Below are 16,392 nucleotides of genomic sequence, written 5' to 3' on the forward strand. Positions count from 1 at the left end.
TAATTATCCATCCCCTAAACGATAATTTATGATAAAAAAAATACTTTTTATAACTTTTTTCTTAACTATTTCTGTTGCTTTTTCACAAGAAAAATCAATTAATAAGTTAATAGCATCTCCTAACCCTTTTACGAACAATACTACTATTTACTTTAATGCTAAACATAGTCAAACAGTTATTTTAACTGTTAGAAATGTACTAGGTAAAACTGTTTATAATAAAGAGCTTAAAGTGGTTAAGGGACGTAACTCTTTCCCTTTTCAACGTAATGATTTAAAGTCTGGTATGTACATTTATGCAATACAAAGTAATAAAGAAATAATTTCAAAACGCTTTGTAATCAAATAAATGAGTTTACACTTAACTGTTTTAGGTTGTCATTCTGCTACTCCAAGAGCTAATGCCTACCCTACCGCTCAATACTTAGAAATTAACAATCGTCATTTTTTAATTGATTGTGGAGAAGGTACACAACGCCAAATGCGAAAATACAAGGTTGGTTTTTCAAAAATAAACCATATTTTTATTTCTCATTTGCATGGTGATCATTTTTTTGGTTTGGTTGGACTCATCGCTACTTTTGGGATTCTAAACAGAGAAAAAGAGTTACATATTTACGGCCCAAAAGGCATAAAAGAAGTGACAACACTTCAGTTAAAAATTTCAAAATCGTGGACTAAATATCCTATTATTTTTCACGAATTAGAATCAAAAGAAAGTGAGCTCATTTTTGAAGATGATAAAGTTTCTGTAAGAACCATTCCTTTAAATCATAGAGTGTATACTAACGGTTTTTTATTTACTGAAAAACCTAAACTTAGAAAGTTACACATTGAGAATATTCAGCAATATAACGAAATAGAAACTTGTGACTTTCATAACATTAAAGCTGGTAAAGACTTTACACTCTCTACGGGTGAAGTAATTCCTAATGAAGAGCTTACAATTGATCCTCCTAAACCTTTAAGTTTTGCTTTCTGTAGTGACACTGCCTATAAACCAGACATTGTCCCTATTATTAAAGATGTAGACTTGTTATACCACGAAGCTACATTTTTAAAAGACAGAGAAGATTTATGTGATAAAACTAAACATTCTACTGCAAAACAAGCAGCTTCTATTGCTAGTAAAGCAAATGCAAACAAATTAATTATTGGGCATTATTCTAGCAGGTATAAAAACATTAACGATTTTAAAATTGAGGCTCAAACAGTTTTTAAGAATACTGAATTAGCGGAAGCAGGGAAACGATATAGTACTAATTCTTTTCCTGTTGAAATTTTAAATTAATACTGCTTTGTTGATAGAAGTACCAAAGTACATGCTATTTCACTCTCAATACCATTTTCCTTTAACAACTCCATAAGCTCAATATTTTCGGTTCCAGGGTTAAAAATCACTCTGCGAGGTTGTAAGTTAATTATATACTCATAATAAGATTCCTGTCGCTTTGGATTTAAATATAAAGTTACAGTATCAATATTTTCGAAAAAAATATTTTCTGTTTTAATAGCTACATCTGCAACAATTCCTTTTTGTAAACCAATTGCTACAGTTTCTATTCCATTATCTCTTAGCCTTTTAATAGCTATATTCGAATATCTAGAGGATTTTAAAGAGGCTCCTAGTACCAAAGTTCGTTTTTTCATTTTCTGTTAATAATACGTTAAACTCTCTTAAGTTAAGTAACAAAGTTAGGTAATAAAGAGTCTATTAAGCATCAAAACAATTCAAAAACAACAAAAATGAAAAACATATTACTAATACTTTTAGCTGTATTTACTACAAGTATTTATGCACAAATGCCTAAAAGTAGCCTACCCAAACCAGGAGTAGTTTCTGGTAAAGTAGTCGATCAAGCAACCAAGCAACCTCTTCCCTATGTAAATATTATAATCAAAGATATTGCCAAAAAAATTATTACTGGTGGAATTACTGATGACAATGGCTTATTCTCTATAAAAAATATACCTGAAGGAAATAGTATTGTTGAAGTTCAGTTTATAGGGTATAGAACATTCTCTAAACCTATTTCTGTAAGTCGTAAATCAAGCAATGTTAATTTGGGCACTATTCCTCTAGAGGAAGATAGCACTACTTTAGATGAAGTAGAAATTAGAGCAGAAACTTCTTCTGTAACTCAAAAAGTAGACAGAAAAGTTATTAACGTTGGTAAAGATTTGACCTCAGCAGGAGCTACTGCTTCTGATTTATTAAATAACGTACAATCTGTAAGTGTTGATAGCCAATCAGGTAACATTAGTTTGCGTGGTAACGAAAATGTACGTGTATTAGTTGATGGTAAACCTACCAACATTCCTGCTTCTGAGTTATTAAAACAAATACCTTCATCATCTATTAAAAGTGTTGAGTTAATTACCAACCCTTCTGCTAAATACAACCCTGAAGGAATGAGTGGTATTATTAACATAATTCTTAATAAAAATGCCAATATGGGCTTTAATGGTTCTATAAATACTGGAGTTGAAGCTGGTCATTATGTTCGTTACAATGCTTCTACAAACATGAATTACAAAACAGGAAAAGTGAACTTTTTTGGTAACTATGGCTTTAGAGGTGGTGATAATTACAATTTTGGATACATTAGTAGGCCTGGAGAAAATTATCAAGACTTTATTTTTCAGAATGATGATGAATCACATTTATTTAAAATTGGAGCAGACATTTATTTAGATGATAAAAACACTCTTTCGCTTTACACAACTCAAAACTGGTTTAATGTTTTTGCTAAAGGACGTGCTATAATTACAGATAATAATGGTAATTTAATTGAACATTCACCTAATACTCAAAACAATGAAAGTCATAATCAAACCTATAATGTAAATTATAAACATGATTTTGAAAAAGAAGGACATAACATAGAGTTTGAAGCTAACTATTCTAAAAACAATGCTCCAAACTACTTAAATAATTACTTCTTAGAAGGTACTCAACCTGATTATTTCAATGATATTAATAATGATAGAAAAAGTACATTATTAAATTTAGATTATACAAACCCTATCTCTAAAAATGGTAAACTTGAGTTAGGTTTAGAGTATCGAGTAAATAATACCGACAATGTAAACCTAACAAACCAACAAATTGTATTAGAAGATATTAATGGAAATAAAACATATAGAGATGTAGGAGATTCTTATTTTACTTATGACAGAGATATTTATTCTGCTTATATAAACTATGGTCATCAGTTTGGAAAATTATCTATGCAATTAGGTGCCCGTTTTGAGCAATATAAAATTGAAGGAAACTTTACAGGACTAGATGAAAATGGTGATGTAAAGAAAGATAAAGTTACTGATGATATTTTCAGCGTATACCCTTCTGCTTTTTTTACTTACAATCCTAATGATGCAGATCAATTTCAGTTAAGCTATAGTAAAAGAGTTGATAGACCAGGAATACAGCAAGTAAACCCTATTAGAGAATGGAGTACTCCTTTAATTACTTCTGTAGGTAATCCTGATCTTGTTCCTCAATTTACAAACTCAGTTGAATTTAATTATACAAGAAAAATAAAAGGTGGTTCAATAACATTAGGAAGTTTTTATAGAAACATCACTGATGTAATTAATAGAGCTACTTACATGGATCCTTTAGATGAAACAAACACTAGGCAAATATTAACTTTTGCTAATTTTGATGACACAGATGCTTACGGTTTAGAATTTTCTGCTAGTTATAAGATAGCAAAATGGTGGAGAGCAAATGCTAGTATGGATTATTATTCTCAAAAGCAATTTGGAACTACTGATTTAAGCGACCCGTACTCACCAACTATTGAAGTCAAAACAGATATTTTTAATGCTCGTATAAGTAATAGTTTTACAGTATCTAAAAAATTACGTTTACAATTGTTTGCAATGTATAGAGGTCCAAGAGAAGACATTCAATGGAATGTTGACCCTATGAAAATGGTAAATATTGGTGCTAATTATAGTATTCTTAAAGGAAAAGGAAATATTAACCTTAGAGTAAATGATATCTTTAACGATATGAGATTTAAGTTTAATTCTGAAAGGCCTTTTGTTCAAAATGGACGTTTTAAATGGGAAAGTAGAACTGCTTATATTGGATTTAACTATAGATTTGGTGGAGGAAAAAACAAAGCTCGTGCCAGAAAACAACGTGATAATAATGAAAAGCAAGGAGGCGGAGGCTTCATGTAGCATTACATTTCTTTAATTATTTAAAAAAAACGAAGTTAAATACTTCGTTTTTTTTATTTTTAGCAGAATTTCATTCCCTTCAATATATGAAAAGATTGCTAATATTAATTTTATTCCTAAGTACTTATTTGAGCCTAGCTCAAAACCTACAGGTTACAGGAACTATTTTAGATAAAAAAAATAACCAACCAATACCCTTCGTTACTATTTCTTGTAAAAATACTTCTGACAAAATACTTACTGGTAGTATCTCTGATGAAAAAGGGAATTTTAAAATTGAAAAACTTCCAAAGGAAAATTTACTTTTAACTTTTCAATTTATTGGTTACAGAGCTTTTGAAAAGAAAATTGATTTAAAAAAGAATAGTAAAATAGGGATAGTTTTTCTTGAAGAAAATACCACTCAATTAGATGAGGTTGAAATACAAGGAGAAACTTCAACTATTATTCAAAAAATTGACAGAAAAGTCATTAATGTAGGTAATGACTTAACAGCTTCTGGAGCCACCTCTTTAGAAATGCTTGAAAATATTCCTTCTGTAGATATTAATCAACTTTCTGGAACTATAAGTTTACGAGGAAATGAAAATGTTAGAGTTTTAGTGAATGGAAAACCTTCCAACGTAAATACAGCTCAATTATTAAAACAAATACCTTCCAACTCAGTAAAAAGTGTTGAAATAATTACAAATCCTTCAGCAAAATACACTCCTGAAGGTATGAGTGGTATTATCAACTTAATCCTAAAAAAGAACACCAAAATTGGTTTTAATGGTAGTATTATTGCAGGTATTAAGCACAGTAGAAACACCAAACCCGACATAATCTTAAACACCAATTACAAGGCAGGAGTTACTAATTTTTATCTAAACTATAATACTAGTTGGGGCGATTATGAAACTTTTAATAACTTAACAAGAGTAGACAGTAATCTGTCTCAAAACCTTTACTTTTTAAATAATTCTGAAAATCATAACATCAAATTTGGAATAGATATAGATCTTACAGCTAAAAGTATTTTATCTATATACACTTATCAAAATTTCGATAACAATAGTTTAATAACGAATACACTAGTAACCGAAAACAATTCTTTGACTTTTGACAATAGAAGTTTTTCTAATTACAATCAAAAAAATGAAACCTATAATGCTGATTATGTTTACAATTTTGATGATAAAGGACAGAATTTAGAGATTGAACTTAATCACTCTCTAACCAAAAATCCTGAAAAAACAACTAACGAAGAGTTTATAAATCCCAGTTCAAAAGAATATAATTATACAAATGACATTAAAGACACTCGTAAACTTTGGTTGTTAAACATTGATTATGTAAAACCTATAAAGTCAGGAAAACTAGAATTAGGGTTTGAATTTAGAAAGCAAGATTTTTACAATCTAATACTTACCGATAGAGAAAACATAAACGATTCTGCTTCTCTTGAACCTATAGGAAATACAACGTTAAATTATGATAGAGATATTTATTCAGTATATATAAATTTCAACAAGGAGTTCAAAAAAATTTCAATTCAGACAGGTTTAAGATTAGAACAATTTTACCTAGATGCTCTTTTTTCGAATACAGAACAAGGAAACACCACTTTAAAAAATAATATTTTTAGTTGGTATCCTTCATTATCAATTCTATACAGCTTTACTGAAAAAGATAAGTTACAACTTGCCTATAGTAGGAGAATTGACAGACCTTCTGCATATCAGATAACACCAATTCAAGAGTGGTTTTCTCCTCTAACTATATCAAGAGGAAACCTTAATTTACAGCCGCAATTTACAAACTCTCTAGAGCTTAATTATACTAAAACAATCACTAAAGGTTATATATCATTCGGAACATTTTATCGAAGAACAAATGAAAAAATTGGTCGACTATTGCAGCAAGATGAACAAAATTCAGACAAAGTCATTACTTCGTTTACCAATTACGATTATGCAGATAGTTATGGTATTGAACTTTCTTCTAGTTTTAAGCCAAAAAAATGGTGGACACTCAATTCTTCTTTTGAAACATACATTCAAGACTCTCAAGGTGTTTTAAATGGTAACTTTGAAACGGTAAAAAACACCTTAGTAAAAGGACGTATAAGCAACTCTTTTAAAGCTTCAAAAAAACTGAGCTTCCAGTTATCAGGTATTTTTAGAGGTAAAAGTAAAAACATTCAGTATTCTATAGAACCATATACTATGATTAATGCCGGAGCTAGGTTAAAGCTATTTGACGGTAAAGGAAGTATTACCTTAAGAAGTACTGACATTTTTAATAATGTAAATTTTGATTATACATCTAACACCCCTTTTATGCAAAAAGGAAAGTATACACTAGAGTACAACTCTGTCTACCTAGGATTTTCCTATAATTTTGGAAGTGGAAAAAACAAAAGTAAAGGCAGAAAATACAGAGATAATAATGAAGCACAAGGAGGTATGTTTTAATAAAAAATCCGAAGTTAATACTTCGGATTTATTTATTTTATAAGTAGGTAGTCTAACATTACCAACGAATCACTACCGATCCCCAAGTAAATCCACTACCAAAGGCAGCTAACACTACCAAATCACCATCATTTATTTTTCCTTTTTCCCAAGCTTCTGTCAATGCTATAATAACCGAAGCAGCAGTAGTATTACCATACTTCATAATATTATTATACACCTTGTCATCAGATAACTGGAACTTCTTTTGAATAAATTGTGCAATACGTAAATTCGCTTGATGAGGAATTAACATATCAATATCTTCCTTTTGCAGTCCGTTTGCTTGTAATCCTTCCATAATAGCTTCTGAAAAACGAACGACTGCATGCTTAAATACAAACTGACCGTTCATATATGGATAATACGAAGTATCATCTGGGTCATTGGCCTCTATGATTTCAGGAACCCAACGTCCTGTTGAAGGCCCTTCTAGCATTAATTCTTTCGCAAACTTTCCTTCAGAATGTAAGTGAGAAGATAAAATCCCTTTTCCTTCCTCTTCCGAACGTGATAAAACAGCTGCTCCTGCTCCATCTCCAAAAATTACAGTAACTCCACGACCACGTGTAGAACGTTCTAAACCACCTGAATGATTTTCAGAACCAATTACTAAAACATTTTTATACATTCCTGTTTTGATAAATTGATCAGCAACAGAAAGTGAATAAATAAAACCAGAACATTGGTTACGTACATCTAACGCACCAATTGTAGGCATATCTAATAAATCTTGAATTTGTACTCCACCTCCTGGAAAATATAATTCAGGACTCAACGTAGCAAAAATGATAAAATCAATATCATCTTTAGTCAATCCCGCACGCTCAATAGCTATTTTAGCAGCTTTTGCTCCCATTACTGATGTAGAATCATCGGAAGTTTTTGGGTCTATCCAACGACGCTCTTTGATACCAGTTCTTTCCTGAATCCATTCATCACTCGTCTCCATAAACTGAGTCAAGTCATCGTTAGTCACTACGTTCTCAGGAACATAATAACCTAATCCTGTAATTTTTGAGTTATACATATTTTTTATGTTGATTATTCTGTAGTTAACAAATTAAAAGCCTGTAAAAGTATGAATTTTATATAATTCGTACAAAAAGTGCCATCTTGTCATTAATTCTTATTTGGTATTTTTTTTGACTATTGATTCTGCAGAAAATAATATCAATTAAAATATATACTTATGAGTAAAGGAAACATTAATGTATCGGTTGAAAATATATTTCCTCTGATTAAAAAATTCTTGTATTCTGACCACGAAATCTTTTTACGTGAGTTAATTTCTAACGGAACTGATGCTACAACTAAATTAAAACATCTTATTTCAATTGGTGAAGCTAAGACAGAATTAGGCGATGCTAAAATTGAAATAAGTATCGATAAAGATGCGAAAACCCTAACCATTAAAGATCAAGGAATTGGTATGACAATGGATGAGGTTGAAAAATACATCAACCAAATCGCTTTTTCTGGTGCTGAAGAGTTCTTAGAAAAGTACAAAGACGATAAAAACGAAACAGGTGTTATTGGTCACTTCGGATTAGGTTTCTATTCTGCTTTTATGGTAGCTGATAAAGTAGAAATTTTCACAAAATCATTCAAAGACGAGCCAGCTGCTCACTGGACATGTGATGGTTCACCTGAATATACTTTAGTGGAACACGATAAGTCTGACAGAGGTACAGAAATCGTATTACATATTGCTGAAGATTCTACTGAATTTTTAGAAGAAGGTAAAATCCGTGGACTATTAACAAAATATAATCGTTTCAACCAAGTTCCGATTAAATTTGGAACTAAGAAAATAAATGATCCAGATTTTACTCCAAAAACCACTAAAGACGAAGACGGTAAAGAAGTAACTGAGCCTCACAAACAAATTGAAGTTGATGATATCATCAATAATACTGAACCTGCATGGACTAAAAAACCAGCAGATTTAGAAGATGAAGATTATAAAAACTTCTACCGTGAGTTGTATCCAATGCAATTTGAGGAGTCTTTATTCCATATTCACTTAAATGTAGACTATCCATTTAACTTAACGGGAATTTTATATTTCCCTAAGTTAACACAGAACTTGGATATGCAAAAGGATAAAATTCAATTATACCAAAACCAAGTTTTTGTAACAGATAACGTAGAAGGAATCGTTCCTGATTTCTTACAAATGTTAAAAGGAGTAATTGATTCTCCAGACATCCCATTAAACGTTTCTCGTTCATACTTACAAGCAGACGGAGCTGTTAAAAAGATTTCTGGATATATCACTAAAAAAGTAGCAGACAAACTTTCTTCTTTATTCAAAAATAACCGTGAAGATTTTGAACAAAAATGGAACGACATCAAGGTTATTATTGAGTACGGAATGTTATCGGAAGAGAAATTCTTTAGCAAAGCAAAGAAGTTTGCCTTATACCCTACTGTTGATGATAAATTCTTTACGTTTGATGAGTTAGTTGAAAAAACTAAAGATGCTCAAACTGACAAAGATGGAAATCACATCGTTTTATATGCCGCCAATAAAGATGCGCAACACAGTTATATTGAAGATGCAAAAGCCAAAGGCTATGAAGTATTGTTGTTAGACTCTCCTATCGTTTCGCATTTAATGCAAAAATTAGAAATGGAGTCTGGCGATGCCAAAGTACAATTCAAACGTGTAGATGCTGACCATATTGACAACTTAATTAAGAAAGACGATACAGTAATTTCTAAACTTTCTGACGAAGAAAAAGAGCAATTAAAACCTGTTATTGAAGGAGCTGTAAATAATACAAGTTATACAGTACAATTAGAAGCTATGGATTCTAGTGCTTCTCCTTTCATAATTACAGTACCAGAATTCATGCGTCGTATGAAAGAAATGAGTGCTACTGGTGGAGGTGGAATGATGGGAATGGGTAACATGCCAGAAATGTATAACTTAGTAGTAAATACGAATCACGAGTTAGTATCGGAAATATTAAATGCTGATGAAGACAAGCAAAAACAATTAGTTACACAAGCATTTGATTTAGCTAAATTATCTCAAAACCTATTACATGGTGAAGAGTTAACAAATTTTATCAAACGTTCATATGAACTAATTAAATAATAGCGAATCGTCATAGATCATTTTTAAAAACCTCTTTGTGAAAACAGAGAGGTTTTCTTTTTGATATATTTGTTCATAATCAAAAACATAACCATGAAGAAAATCCTCTTAACCATTGTAGCAGCCACTACACTTTTTGCTTCTTGTAAACAAGAAAAAAAAGAAGCGGTTAACACTCCTACTCCAGAAAACATGGAGTTTAATCAGTTATTAAAAGACTATAACGAAGGAAAACTACAGCTAAACCCTGTAAATGCAACTTTTGCGGGTGATAATCGTTTTAACGATCAATTTCCTAACACACTTTCTGACGAATATCAAACAAAAAGCAAGGAGTTTTACAAAAATTACAAAACAAAACTCAACAATTTTAAAGATACCGACTTAACCGAAAGTCAACAAATGAGTAAAGCTGTATTGGATTGGGATTGTGATATGGCATTGGCACAAGCTAGCTATAAAAACGATTTATTAATGCCTATTAACCAAATGTGGACAATTAACCTTACCATGGGGCAATTGGCAAGTGGTAGTAGCGCACAACCTTTTAAAAAAGTTGAAGATTACGACAATTGGTTAAGCAGATTAGACAAATACAACACGTGGTTACAATCGGCTAAAGAACGTATGCAACAAGGTATCAAAGAAGGATATGTTTTACCTAAATCATTAATCAAAAAAGTAATTCCTCAATTCGAAAGCTTAACTGTTGTAAAAAAGTCTTCTGAAGGAATTATCGATTTTTCTGAGCATTTATTCTATTCTCCAATAAACACTTTACCTGCAGATTTTTCTGAGGGTGATAAAACTAGATTAACAGAAGCGTATACCAATATATTGAATGATAAATTAATTCCGTCATTCAAAGCTATGTATGAGTTTTTAAAGGCTGACTATTTAGCTGCTGGTAGAGAAAGTAGCGGTATTTCTGATATTCCTAACGGAACAGCTTACTATCAACATGCTATCAAAAATTATACGACTACCAACATGACAGCTGATGAAATTCATGAATTAGGGCTAAAAGAAGTTGCTCGAATTTTATCAGAAATGGAAAAAGTAAAAGAGCAAGTTGGATTTGAAGGAAACTTAAAAGAATTCTTTGATTTTGTTCGTAACAACAAAGAGTTAATGCCATATACTGAACCGCAACAAATTATTGATAACTTTAATGCGATTCACGAAAAAATGAAGCCACAATTAGAAAAGTTATTTGGTAACAAGCCAAAAACTCCATTTGTGGTAAAACAAACTGAAAAATTCAGAGAAGCTTCAGCAAGTGCTGAATACAACCCAGGTTCGTTAGACGGAACTCGCCCAGGAGTTTTCTACACACCAATTCCTGATGCTACTAAATACAATGTATTTTCTGATGAAGCTTTATTTTTACACGAGGCTATTCCAGGGCACCATTATCAGATTTCATTAACGCAAGAAAATGAAGACTTACCAGATTTTAGAAAAACGTTATGGTACAGCGCTTATGGTGAAGGTTGGGCATTGTATACTGAAAACTTAGGAAAAGAATTAGGCTTATATACAGATCCTTATCAATACTTTGGAATGTTAGGTATGGAAATGCACCGAGCGATTCGCTTAGTAGTAGATACAGGAATACATGCTAAAGGTTGGAGTCGTGAAAAAGCAATTCAATATTCATTAGATAACGAAGCGGAAGGTGAAGCTAGTATCATTTCTGAAATTGAGCGTTATATGGCTAACCCTGGACAAGCATTATCATATAAAATCGGACAATTAAAAATCCGTGAATTACGCGCTAAGGCTAAAAAAGAATTGGGTGACAAATTCGATATTAAAGAATTCCACAATCAAGTTTTAGAAACTGGATGTATTCCGTTAGCACTTTTAGAAAACAGAATTGACAAATGGATTGCTTCTCTAAAATAACTTTCTAAATCTTCATAAAAAGTCCGTTCTTACTATTTAGAGCGGACTTTTTTAGTATTTTAGACCTCAATTTATTTATTATGAAAAAGCTATTATACTCCCTACTTGTTACTTCATTTACTTTCGCTCAAACAAATACCGAAATTCATTTATTTGACATCAATTCTGAAGATGGACAATGGAAGGTGACCAATGGAAAAATATTTCTAACAATGATGGATATGATAGTCAACCTTATTTTTATGATGAAAACACGATCCTATTTGCTTCCAATAGAAATGGACAAACCGATATTGTAAAATATTCTATAGATAGTGAAGCTAAGAGGTTTATTAATAACACACCAAATGGAAGTGAATATTCACCTCAACGAATTCCCAAGTCAAAAGATGTATCGGCAGTACGTTTAGATAATAATGGTTTACAACGTTTTTATCAGTATAACTTTAAAACGGGCAAAAGTAAAGAAGTAATTAAAGACTTGATAGTAGCATACCCTATGTGGTATACTAAAAACCTTGTAATTTCTTCCGTAATTGTAAATGATACTCTTGAACTTTATATGAGTGACTTAAAAAATAACACTAACATTTCAATAGCTAAACAAACAGGACGTTCATTTCATAAAATTCCAAACTCTAACTTAGTTAGTTTCATGAAACAAAACGGTAAAAAATGGGAAGTTTGGTCATTAAACCCTTTTTCTAAAGAAACTAAAAAAATCGTTTCAACAGGTAAAAGTCAAGATGTTTGTTGGCTTCCTAATGGTACACTGTTAATTGCTTATCAGAATATGATTTTTCAATACAACCCTAAAACAGACAAAGAAATAACTGTTTTTCATCAGTTTGAAAATGAGAACATCAATAATATTTCAAGAATTATGGCAAACCCAGAAGGAACAAAACTAGCAATCGTAGCAGAAGTATCTCCCAGAGCTTTAGCACAAGAACAATTAGAAGCTTATAATAAAAGGGATATAGATGCATTTTTAAAACCTTACGCTAAAGGTGTAAAAGTATATAGTTACCCAAATAAATTAGAATATGAAGGTATTGAAGAAATGCGCAAACGATATGCCTCTAAGTTTGAAACAACAAAAGATTTACACTGTAAAATTATTAGTAGAATAGTTAAAGGAAATGTAGTGATAGATGAGGAAGAAGTTACAGCAAACGGAGCTACCTTTCATGCTGTCGCCATCTATGAGATAGTTAATGGTAAAATTGCTGTGGTTAGGTTTGTAAAATAAATTTATAAGTCTAACTTTTTCACAAAGTACACTTCCACAATAAGTAAAAAGAGAATAAATACAATTTATTCTCTTTTTTGTTTTGTAATTTAGTAAGCTAAATTCCTTAATTATGAAAAAATTCATAGTACTATTCTTACTAACTTCTACAACAATATCAGCACAAACCGACACTAAAATATACGATATTATTAATGCTATTTCAGCAGATAGAATTAAATCAGATATTACTACACTAACAAATTTCGGTACCCGTCATACATTAAGCGATACTATTTCAAATACACGTGGAATTGGTGCAGCCCGTCGATGGATTAAGTCTGAATTCGACAAAATTTCTTCTAATTGCAACAACTGTTTAAAAGTATTTTACCAAAAAGACTTTGTAAAAAAAGGAACTAATAGCAGAATCACCAAAGATGTTTGGGTTGTTAATGTTGTTGCTATTCAAAAAGGAACAAAATATCCTAACAATTACATTGTAATGAGTGGTGATATAGATTCAAGAATTTCCGATCCTAATAACTTTATTGATGATGCTCCTGGGGCTAATGACAATGCCTCTGGAATGGCAGGAACTATTGAAGCAGCACGTGTATTAAGTAACTATACATTTGAAAATAGTATTATTTATGTAGGATTGTCTGGTGAAGAACAAGGCCTATTTGGTGGAAAAGGATTGGCTGCTTATGCCAAGGAAAAAAATTGGAATATTGTGGGAGTTATGAATAATGATATGATTGGAAACATAAAAGGTGTTGATGGAATTATAGACAACCGTACATTTAGAATCTTTTCTGAACCCGTACCTCCTACCGAAACTGAACGTCAACGAAAAGCACGTCGCTTTTATGGTGGTGAAGTGGACGGAATTTCACGTCAATTAGCACGTTATATTTATACAACAACTAAAACGTATATGCCAGAAATGAATCCGAAAATGATTTATCGCTTAGATAGGTTTGGTCGTGGCGGACATCACAGACCTTTTAACGATACAGGTTTTGCTGGCATTCGAATTATGGAAGCACATGAAAACTACACGCAACAACACCAAGATATTAGAACTGAAAATGGTATTGAATATGGAGACCGCTTAGAATTTGTAAATTTTGAATATGCTAAAAAATTAACTGCTGTAAATGCTATTAATTTAGCAAACATCGCTTCTGCTCCACCTTCTCCTAAAAATGTAGGAATTGGTGGTATTGTTGAAGCGTCTGCAAAATTACAATGGGATAAAGTTGATGGTGCTAAAGGGTACAAAATTTATTGGAGAGATACTACTTCCCCAACTTGGGATAACTTCAAATATGTAGAAAAAACTACTAAGTTTACTTTAGAAGGAATTGTTCTTGACAACTACTTCTTTGGTGTAAGTGCTGTAGGAAAAAACGGACACGAAAGTATCGTTTCATTCCCTTCTAAAATTATACGTTAACAAATGGACAACAAACCTCACCTATATTTTAAAACAGACACAGAATGGCGTAAGTGGTTATTAGAAAACCATAACGAAAGTGATGGAGTTCATCTAATTTTATACAAAGTTAACTTAGACATACCTAGTATGCGTTGGGAAGAAGCTGTAAAAGTAGCTTTATGCTTTGGTTGGATAGATAGTACTGTGAAAAGTTTAGGCGATGGTAAAAGGAGGCAATATTTCTGCCCCAGAAAGCCTAAAAGTGTTTGGAGTGCTTTAAACAAGAAATATATTAAGGAACTAACTACTTCCAACTTAATCCACCCTGCTGGAATTACGTCTGTTGAAATTGCTAAAAAAAATGGTTCATGGAATGCTTTAGATACTGTAGAAAACTTAATAGTTCCAAAAGACCTACAGATTGAATTTGAGAAAAACCCCACTGCTCTTAACAACTTTCAAAATTTTGCTCCCTCTTACCGTAAGAACTACTTGTACTGGGTACATCAAGCTAAAAGAGAAGCTACTAGAGTAAAACGAATTGATGAAATTATTCGTTTGTGTGAAGCTAATATTAAATCTAAATGATTTTTAGTATTTTGTACTCCAATCAATTAACTATATGCAACTAGAATCCCTCATTAAAAATTTTAAAAACAAAGATGTAAAAGCTTTTGAAAGCCTTTACGAAATGTACAAACAAAGCGTTACTGGTGTAGTTTTTAATATTGTTAGAGATCAAGCAATAGCTGAAGAAATAACACAAGATGTTTTTATAAAAGCTTGGAATAATGCAAACTCTTATTCTGAGAAAAAAGGACGTTTTTTTACATGGATTATCAATATCGCCAGAAATGCAGCTATTGATAAAACAAGGTCTAAAAACTTTAAAAACAGCTCTAAAAACCTTGATGCCGAAATTTTCGTAGATATATTAGAGAACCACGATAGCTTGGACTCTAAAACTGATGCAATTGGTATAAAAAACTTTGTAAACAAGTTAAAAGACACTTGTATCAAAGTTATAGAGCTTCTTTATTTTAAAGGCTTTACACAAAAGGAAGTTTCTGAAAGTTTAAAAATACCTCTTGGTACTGTAAAAACTAGAAGCCGAAATTGTATTAACGAATTAAGACTTATGCTTAAATAATGGCTACAAACAAACACATAGAATCTGGAATATTAGAACTATATATAGCTGGTGCTCTTTCTGATAAAGAAAATGAGCAAGTATATAGTTTGATGATGGAACATCCTGAGATTTTAGAAGAAGTAAAAGAAATTGAAAAATCAATTTCTATTCTTACTTCTCATGTTGCTCCTAAAGATGCTAAAAATTCTTTTAAAGACGTTTTAATAAAAATGTTACAAGAAAAAGAAGATTCAGCTAAAACAATTCCTTTACGAACATCAAAAAATAATTGGGTAACTTATACAGGGTGGGCTGCTGCTTTAGTAGTTGGTAGTACTTTAATTTTATCGTTAAATAAGAGTGCTAATTTACAAGGGCAAATAGACACTATTAATGAAGCTAAAGAACAATATGAAATTCAGTTAGATGAAACTAATGCTAATTTAGCTGAAAACAAAAAACTTTTAGCAGTAATAAGAAGTAAAGATATAGTTACAGTTCCTTTACAAGGACAAAAAGTATATCCTGAAGCCTATGCAAAGGTATATTGGAATAAAAACTCTAAAAATATTTTCTTAGATGTTCAAGGTTTACCTGATCCACCAGAAGGAAAAGTATACCAAGTATGGTCTTTAAAGCTTGATCCGTTATCTCCAACTAGTTTAGGTACTATAGATAACTTTACTGCTAGTGATAGTAAAATATTTACTATTAACAATCCTAATGATTCACAAGCTTTTGGTATTACTCTTGAGCCAGCAGGTGGTAGCGAAACTCCTACTTTAGAACAATTATATACTCTAGGTGCAGTATAATAATCTATTTTATAAATTAATATAGCCGCTTAAAGCGGCTATATTTTTGTTGCCATTAATCCTTCTA

At 31.4% G+C, this 16,392-nt stretch carries 13 protein-coding genes; 11 read left to right on the forward strand and 2 right to left on the reverse strand.

Annotated features, from left to right (window positions below; translation table 11 throughout):
* Positions 1-28: 28 nt before the first annotated feature.
* Entirely contained in the window at positions 29-349 is a 321-nt protein-coding gene (locus tag ACXIHB_RS04295) for a T9SS type A sorting domain-containing protein (protein ID WP_073183117.1), read from the forward strand.
* Positions 350-1,291, forward strand: coding sequence for a ribonuclease Z (locus tag ACXIHB_RS04300; RefSeq protein WP_462098999.1), 942 nt, complete (start codon positions 350-352; stop codon positions 1,289-1,291).
* Here ACXIHB_RS04300 and ACXIHB_RS04305 read toward each other — a convergent pair.
* The gene (locus tag ACXIHB_RS04305) at positions 1,288-1,650 is read right to left on the reverse strand and encodes a CoA-binding protein (RefSeq protein ID WP_047789712.1); all 363 of its coding nucleotides are present in this window, start codon (positions 1,648-1,650) and stop codon (positions 1,288-1,290) included. The genes ACXIHB_RS04300 and ACXIHB_RS04305 overlap by 4 nt on opposite strands.
* A 96-nt stretch (positions 1,651-1,746) precedes the next feature.
* On the opposite strand from ACXIHB_RS04305, the gene ACXIHB_RS04310 reads away from it, so the two are divergent.
* Both ACXIHB_RS04310 and ACXIHB_RS04315 read left to right on the forward strand, forming a co-directional pair.
* A complete protein-coding gene (locus ACXIHB_RS04310; RefSeq protein WP_462099000.1) occupies positions 1,747-4,194 on the forward strand; it encodes a TonB-dependent receptor domain-containing protein in 2,448 nt (815 codons plus the stop codon).
* An 86-nt stretch (positions 4,195-4,280) separates the two neighbouring features.
* On the forward strand, positions 4,281-6,650 hold the full coding sequence (locus ACXIHB_RS04315; RefSeq protein ID WP_462099001.1) for a TonB-dependent receptor: 2,370 nt from the start codon (positions 4,281-4,283) through the stop codon (positions 6,648-6,650).
* Positions 6,651-6,708: 58 nt separating this feature from the next.
* On the opposite strand, the gene ACXIHB_RS04320 is transcribed toward ACXIHB_RS04315, so the two are convergent.
* Positions 6,709-7,719 carry a 3-oxoacyl-ACP synthase III family protein gene (locus ACXIHB_RS04320; protein ID WP_047789709.1) on the reverse strand — a complete coding sequence of 337 codons (1,011 nt, stop codon included), beginning with the start codon at positions 7,717-7,719 and terminating at the stop codon, positions 6,709-6,711.
* 162 nt (positions 7,720-7,881) lie between these two features.
* Here ACXIHB_RS04320 and htpG point away from each other — a divergent pair, with 162 nt between their 5' ends.
* The 7 genes from htpG (at position 7,882) to ACXIHB_RS04355 (ending at position 16,325) form a co-directional block, all read left to right on the forward strand.
* Positions 7,882-9,795, forward strand: coding sequence for a molecular chaperone HtpG (gene htpG, locus ACXIHB_RS04325; RefSeq protein ID WP_462099002.1), 1,914 nt, complete (start codon positions 7,882-7,884; stop codon positions 9,793-9,795).
* A 93-nt stretch (positions 9,796-9,888) separates the two neighbouring features.
* Positions 9,889-11,703 (forward strand): DUF885 domain-containing protein, encoded by a 1,815-nt coding sequence (locus ACXIHB_RS04330; protein WP_462099003.1) that lies wholly within the window; start codon positions 9,889-9,891, stop codon positions 11,701-11,703.
* Positions 11,704-11,881: 178 nt separating this feature from the next.
* On the forward strand, positions 11,882-12,955 hold the full coding sequence (locus ACXIHB_RS04335) for a nuclear transport factor 2 family protein (RefSeq protein ID WP_462099004.1): 1,074 nt from the start codon (positions 11,882-11,884) through the stop codon (positions 12,953-12,955).
* Between the two features lie 112 nt (positions 12,956-13,067).
* Positions 13,068-14,396, forward strand: coding sequence for a M28 family peptidase (locus ACXIHB_RS04340; protein WP_462099005.1), 1,329 nt, complete (start codon positions 13,068-13,070; stop codon positions 14,394-14,396).
* A gap of 3 nt (positions 14,397-14,399) precedes the next feature.
* Positions 14,400-14,966 (forward strand): YdeI/OmpD-associated family protein, encoded by a 567-nt coding sequence (locus ACXIHB_RS04345; protein WP_462099006.1) that lies wholly within the window; start codon positions 14,400-14,402, stop codon positions 14,964-14,966.
* Between the two features lie 34 nt (positions 14,967-15,000).
* A complete protein-coding gene (locus ACXIHB_RS04350; RefSeq protein ID WP_047789701.1) occupies positions 15,001-15,528 on the forward strand; it encodes an RNA polymerase sigma factor in 528 nt (175 codons plus the stop codon).
* Positions 15,528-16,325, forward strand: a complete 798-nt coding sequence (locus ACXIHB_RS04355) for an anti-sigma factor (RefSeq protein ID WP_047789700.1) — start codon at positions 15,528-15,530, stop codon at positions 16,323-16,325. The genes ACXIHB_RS04350 and ACXIHB_RS04355 overlap by 1 nt, the downstream gene beginning before the upstream one ends.
* Positions 16,326-16,392: the final 67 nt, after the last annotated feature.

It is taken from the genome of Tenacibaculum sp. IMCC1, from assembly GCF_054906355.1.

Coding starts and splice junctions, on each gene's coding strand:
- ACXIHB_RS04295 (WP_073183117.1), top strand. CDS start 29: ATGATAAAAAAAATACTTTTTATAACTTTTTTCTTAACTATTTCTGTT.
- ACXIHB_RS04300 (WP_462098999.1), top strand. CDS start 350: ATGAGTTTACACTTAACTGTTTTAGGTTGTCATTCTGCTACTCCAAGA.
- ACXIHB_RS04305 (WP_047789712.1), bottom strand. CDS start 1,650: ATGAAAAAACGAACTTTGGTACTAGGAGCCTCTTTAAAATCCTCTAGA.
- ACXIHB_RS04310 (WP_462099000.1), top strand. CDS start 1,747: ATGAAAAACATATTACTAATACTTTTAGCTGTATTTACTACAAGTATT.
- ACXIHB_RS04315 (WP_462099001.1), top strand. CDS start 4,281: ATGAAAAGATTGCTAATATTAATTTTATTCCTAAGTACTTATTTGAGC.
- ACXIHB_RS04320 (WP_047789709.1), bottom strand. CDS start 7,719: ATGTATAACTCAAAAATTACAGGATTAGGTTATTATGTTCCTGAGAAC.
- htpG (WP_462099002.1), top strand. CDS start 7,882: ATGAGTAAAGGAAACATTAATGTATCGGTTGAAAATATATTTCCTCTG.
- ACXIHB_RS04330 (WP_462099003.1), top strand. CDS start 9,889: ATGAAGAAAATCCTCTTAACCATTGTAGCAGCCACTACACTTTTTGCT.
- ACXIHB_RS04335 (WP_462099004.1), top strand. CDS start 11,882: ATGGAAGGTGACCAATGGAAAAATATTTCTAACAATGATGGATATGAT.
- ACXIHB_RS04340 (WP_462099005.1), top strand. CDS start 13,068: ATGAAAAAATTCATAGTACTATTCTTACTAACTTCTACAACAATATCA.
- ACXIHB_RS04345 (WP_462099006.1), top strand. CDS start 14,400: ATGGACAACAAACCTCACCTATATTTTAAAACAGACACAGAATGGCGT.
- ACXIHB_RS04350 (WP_047789701.1), top strand. CDS start 15,001: ATGCAACTAGAATCCCTCATTAAAAATTTTAAAAACAAAGATGTAAAA.
- ACXIHB_RS04355 (WP_047789700.1), top strand. CDS start 15,528: ATGGCTACAAACAAACACATAGAATCTGGAATATTAGAACTATATATA.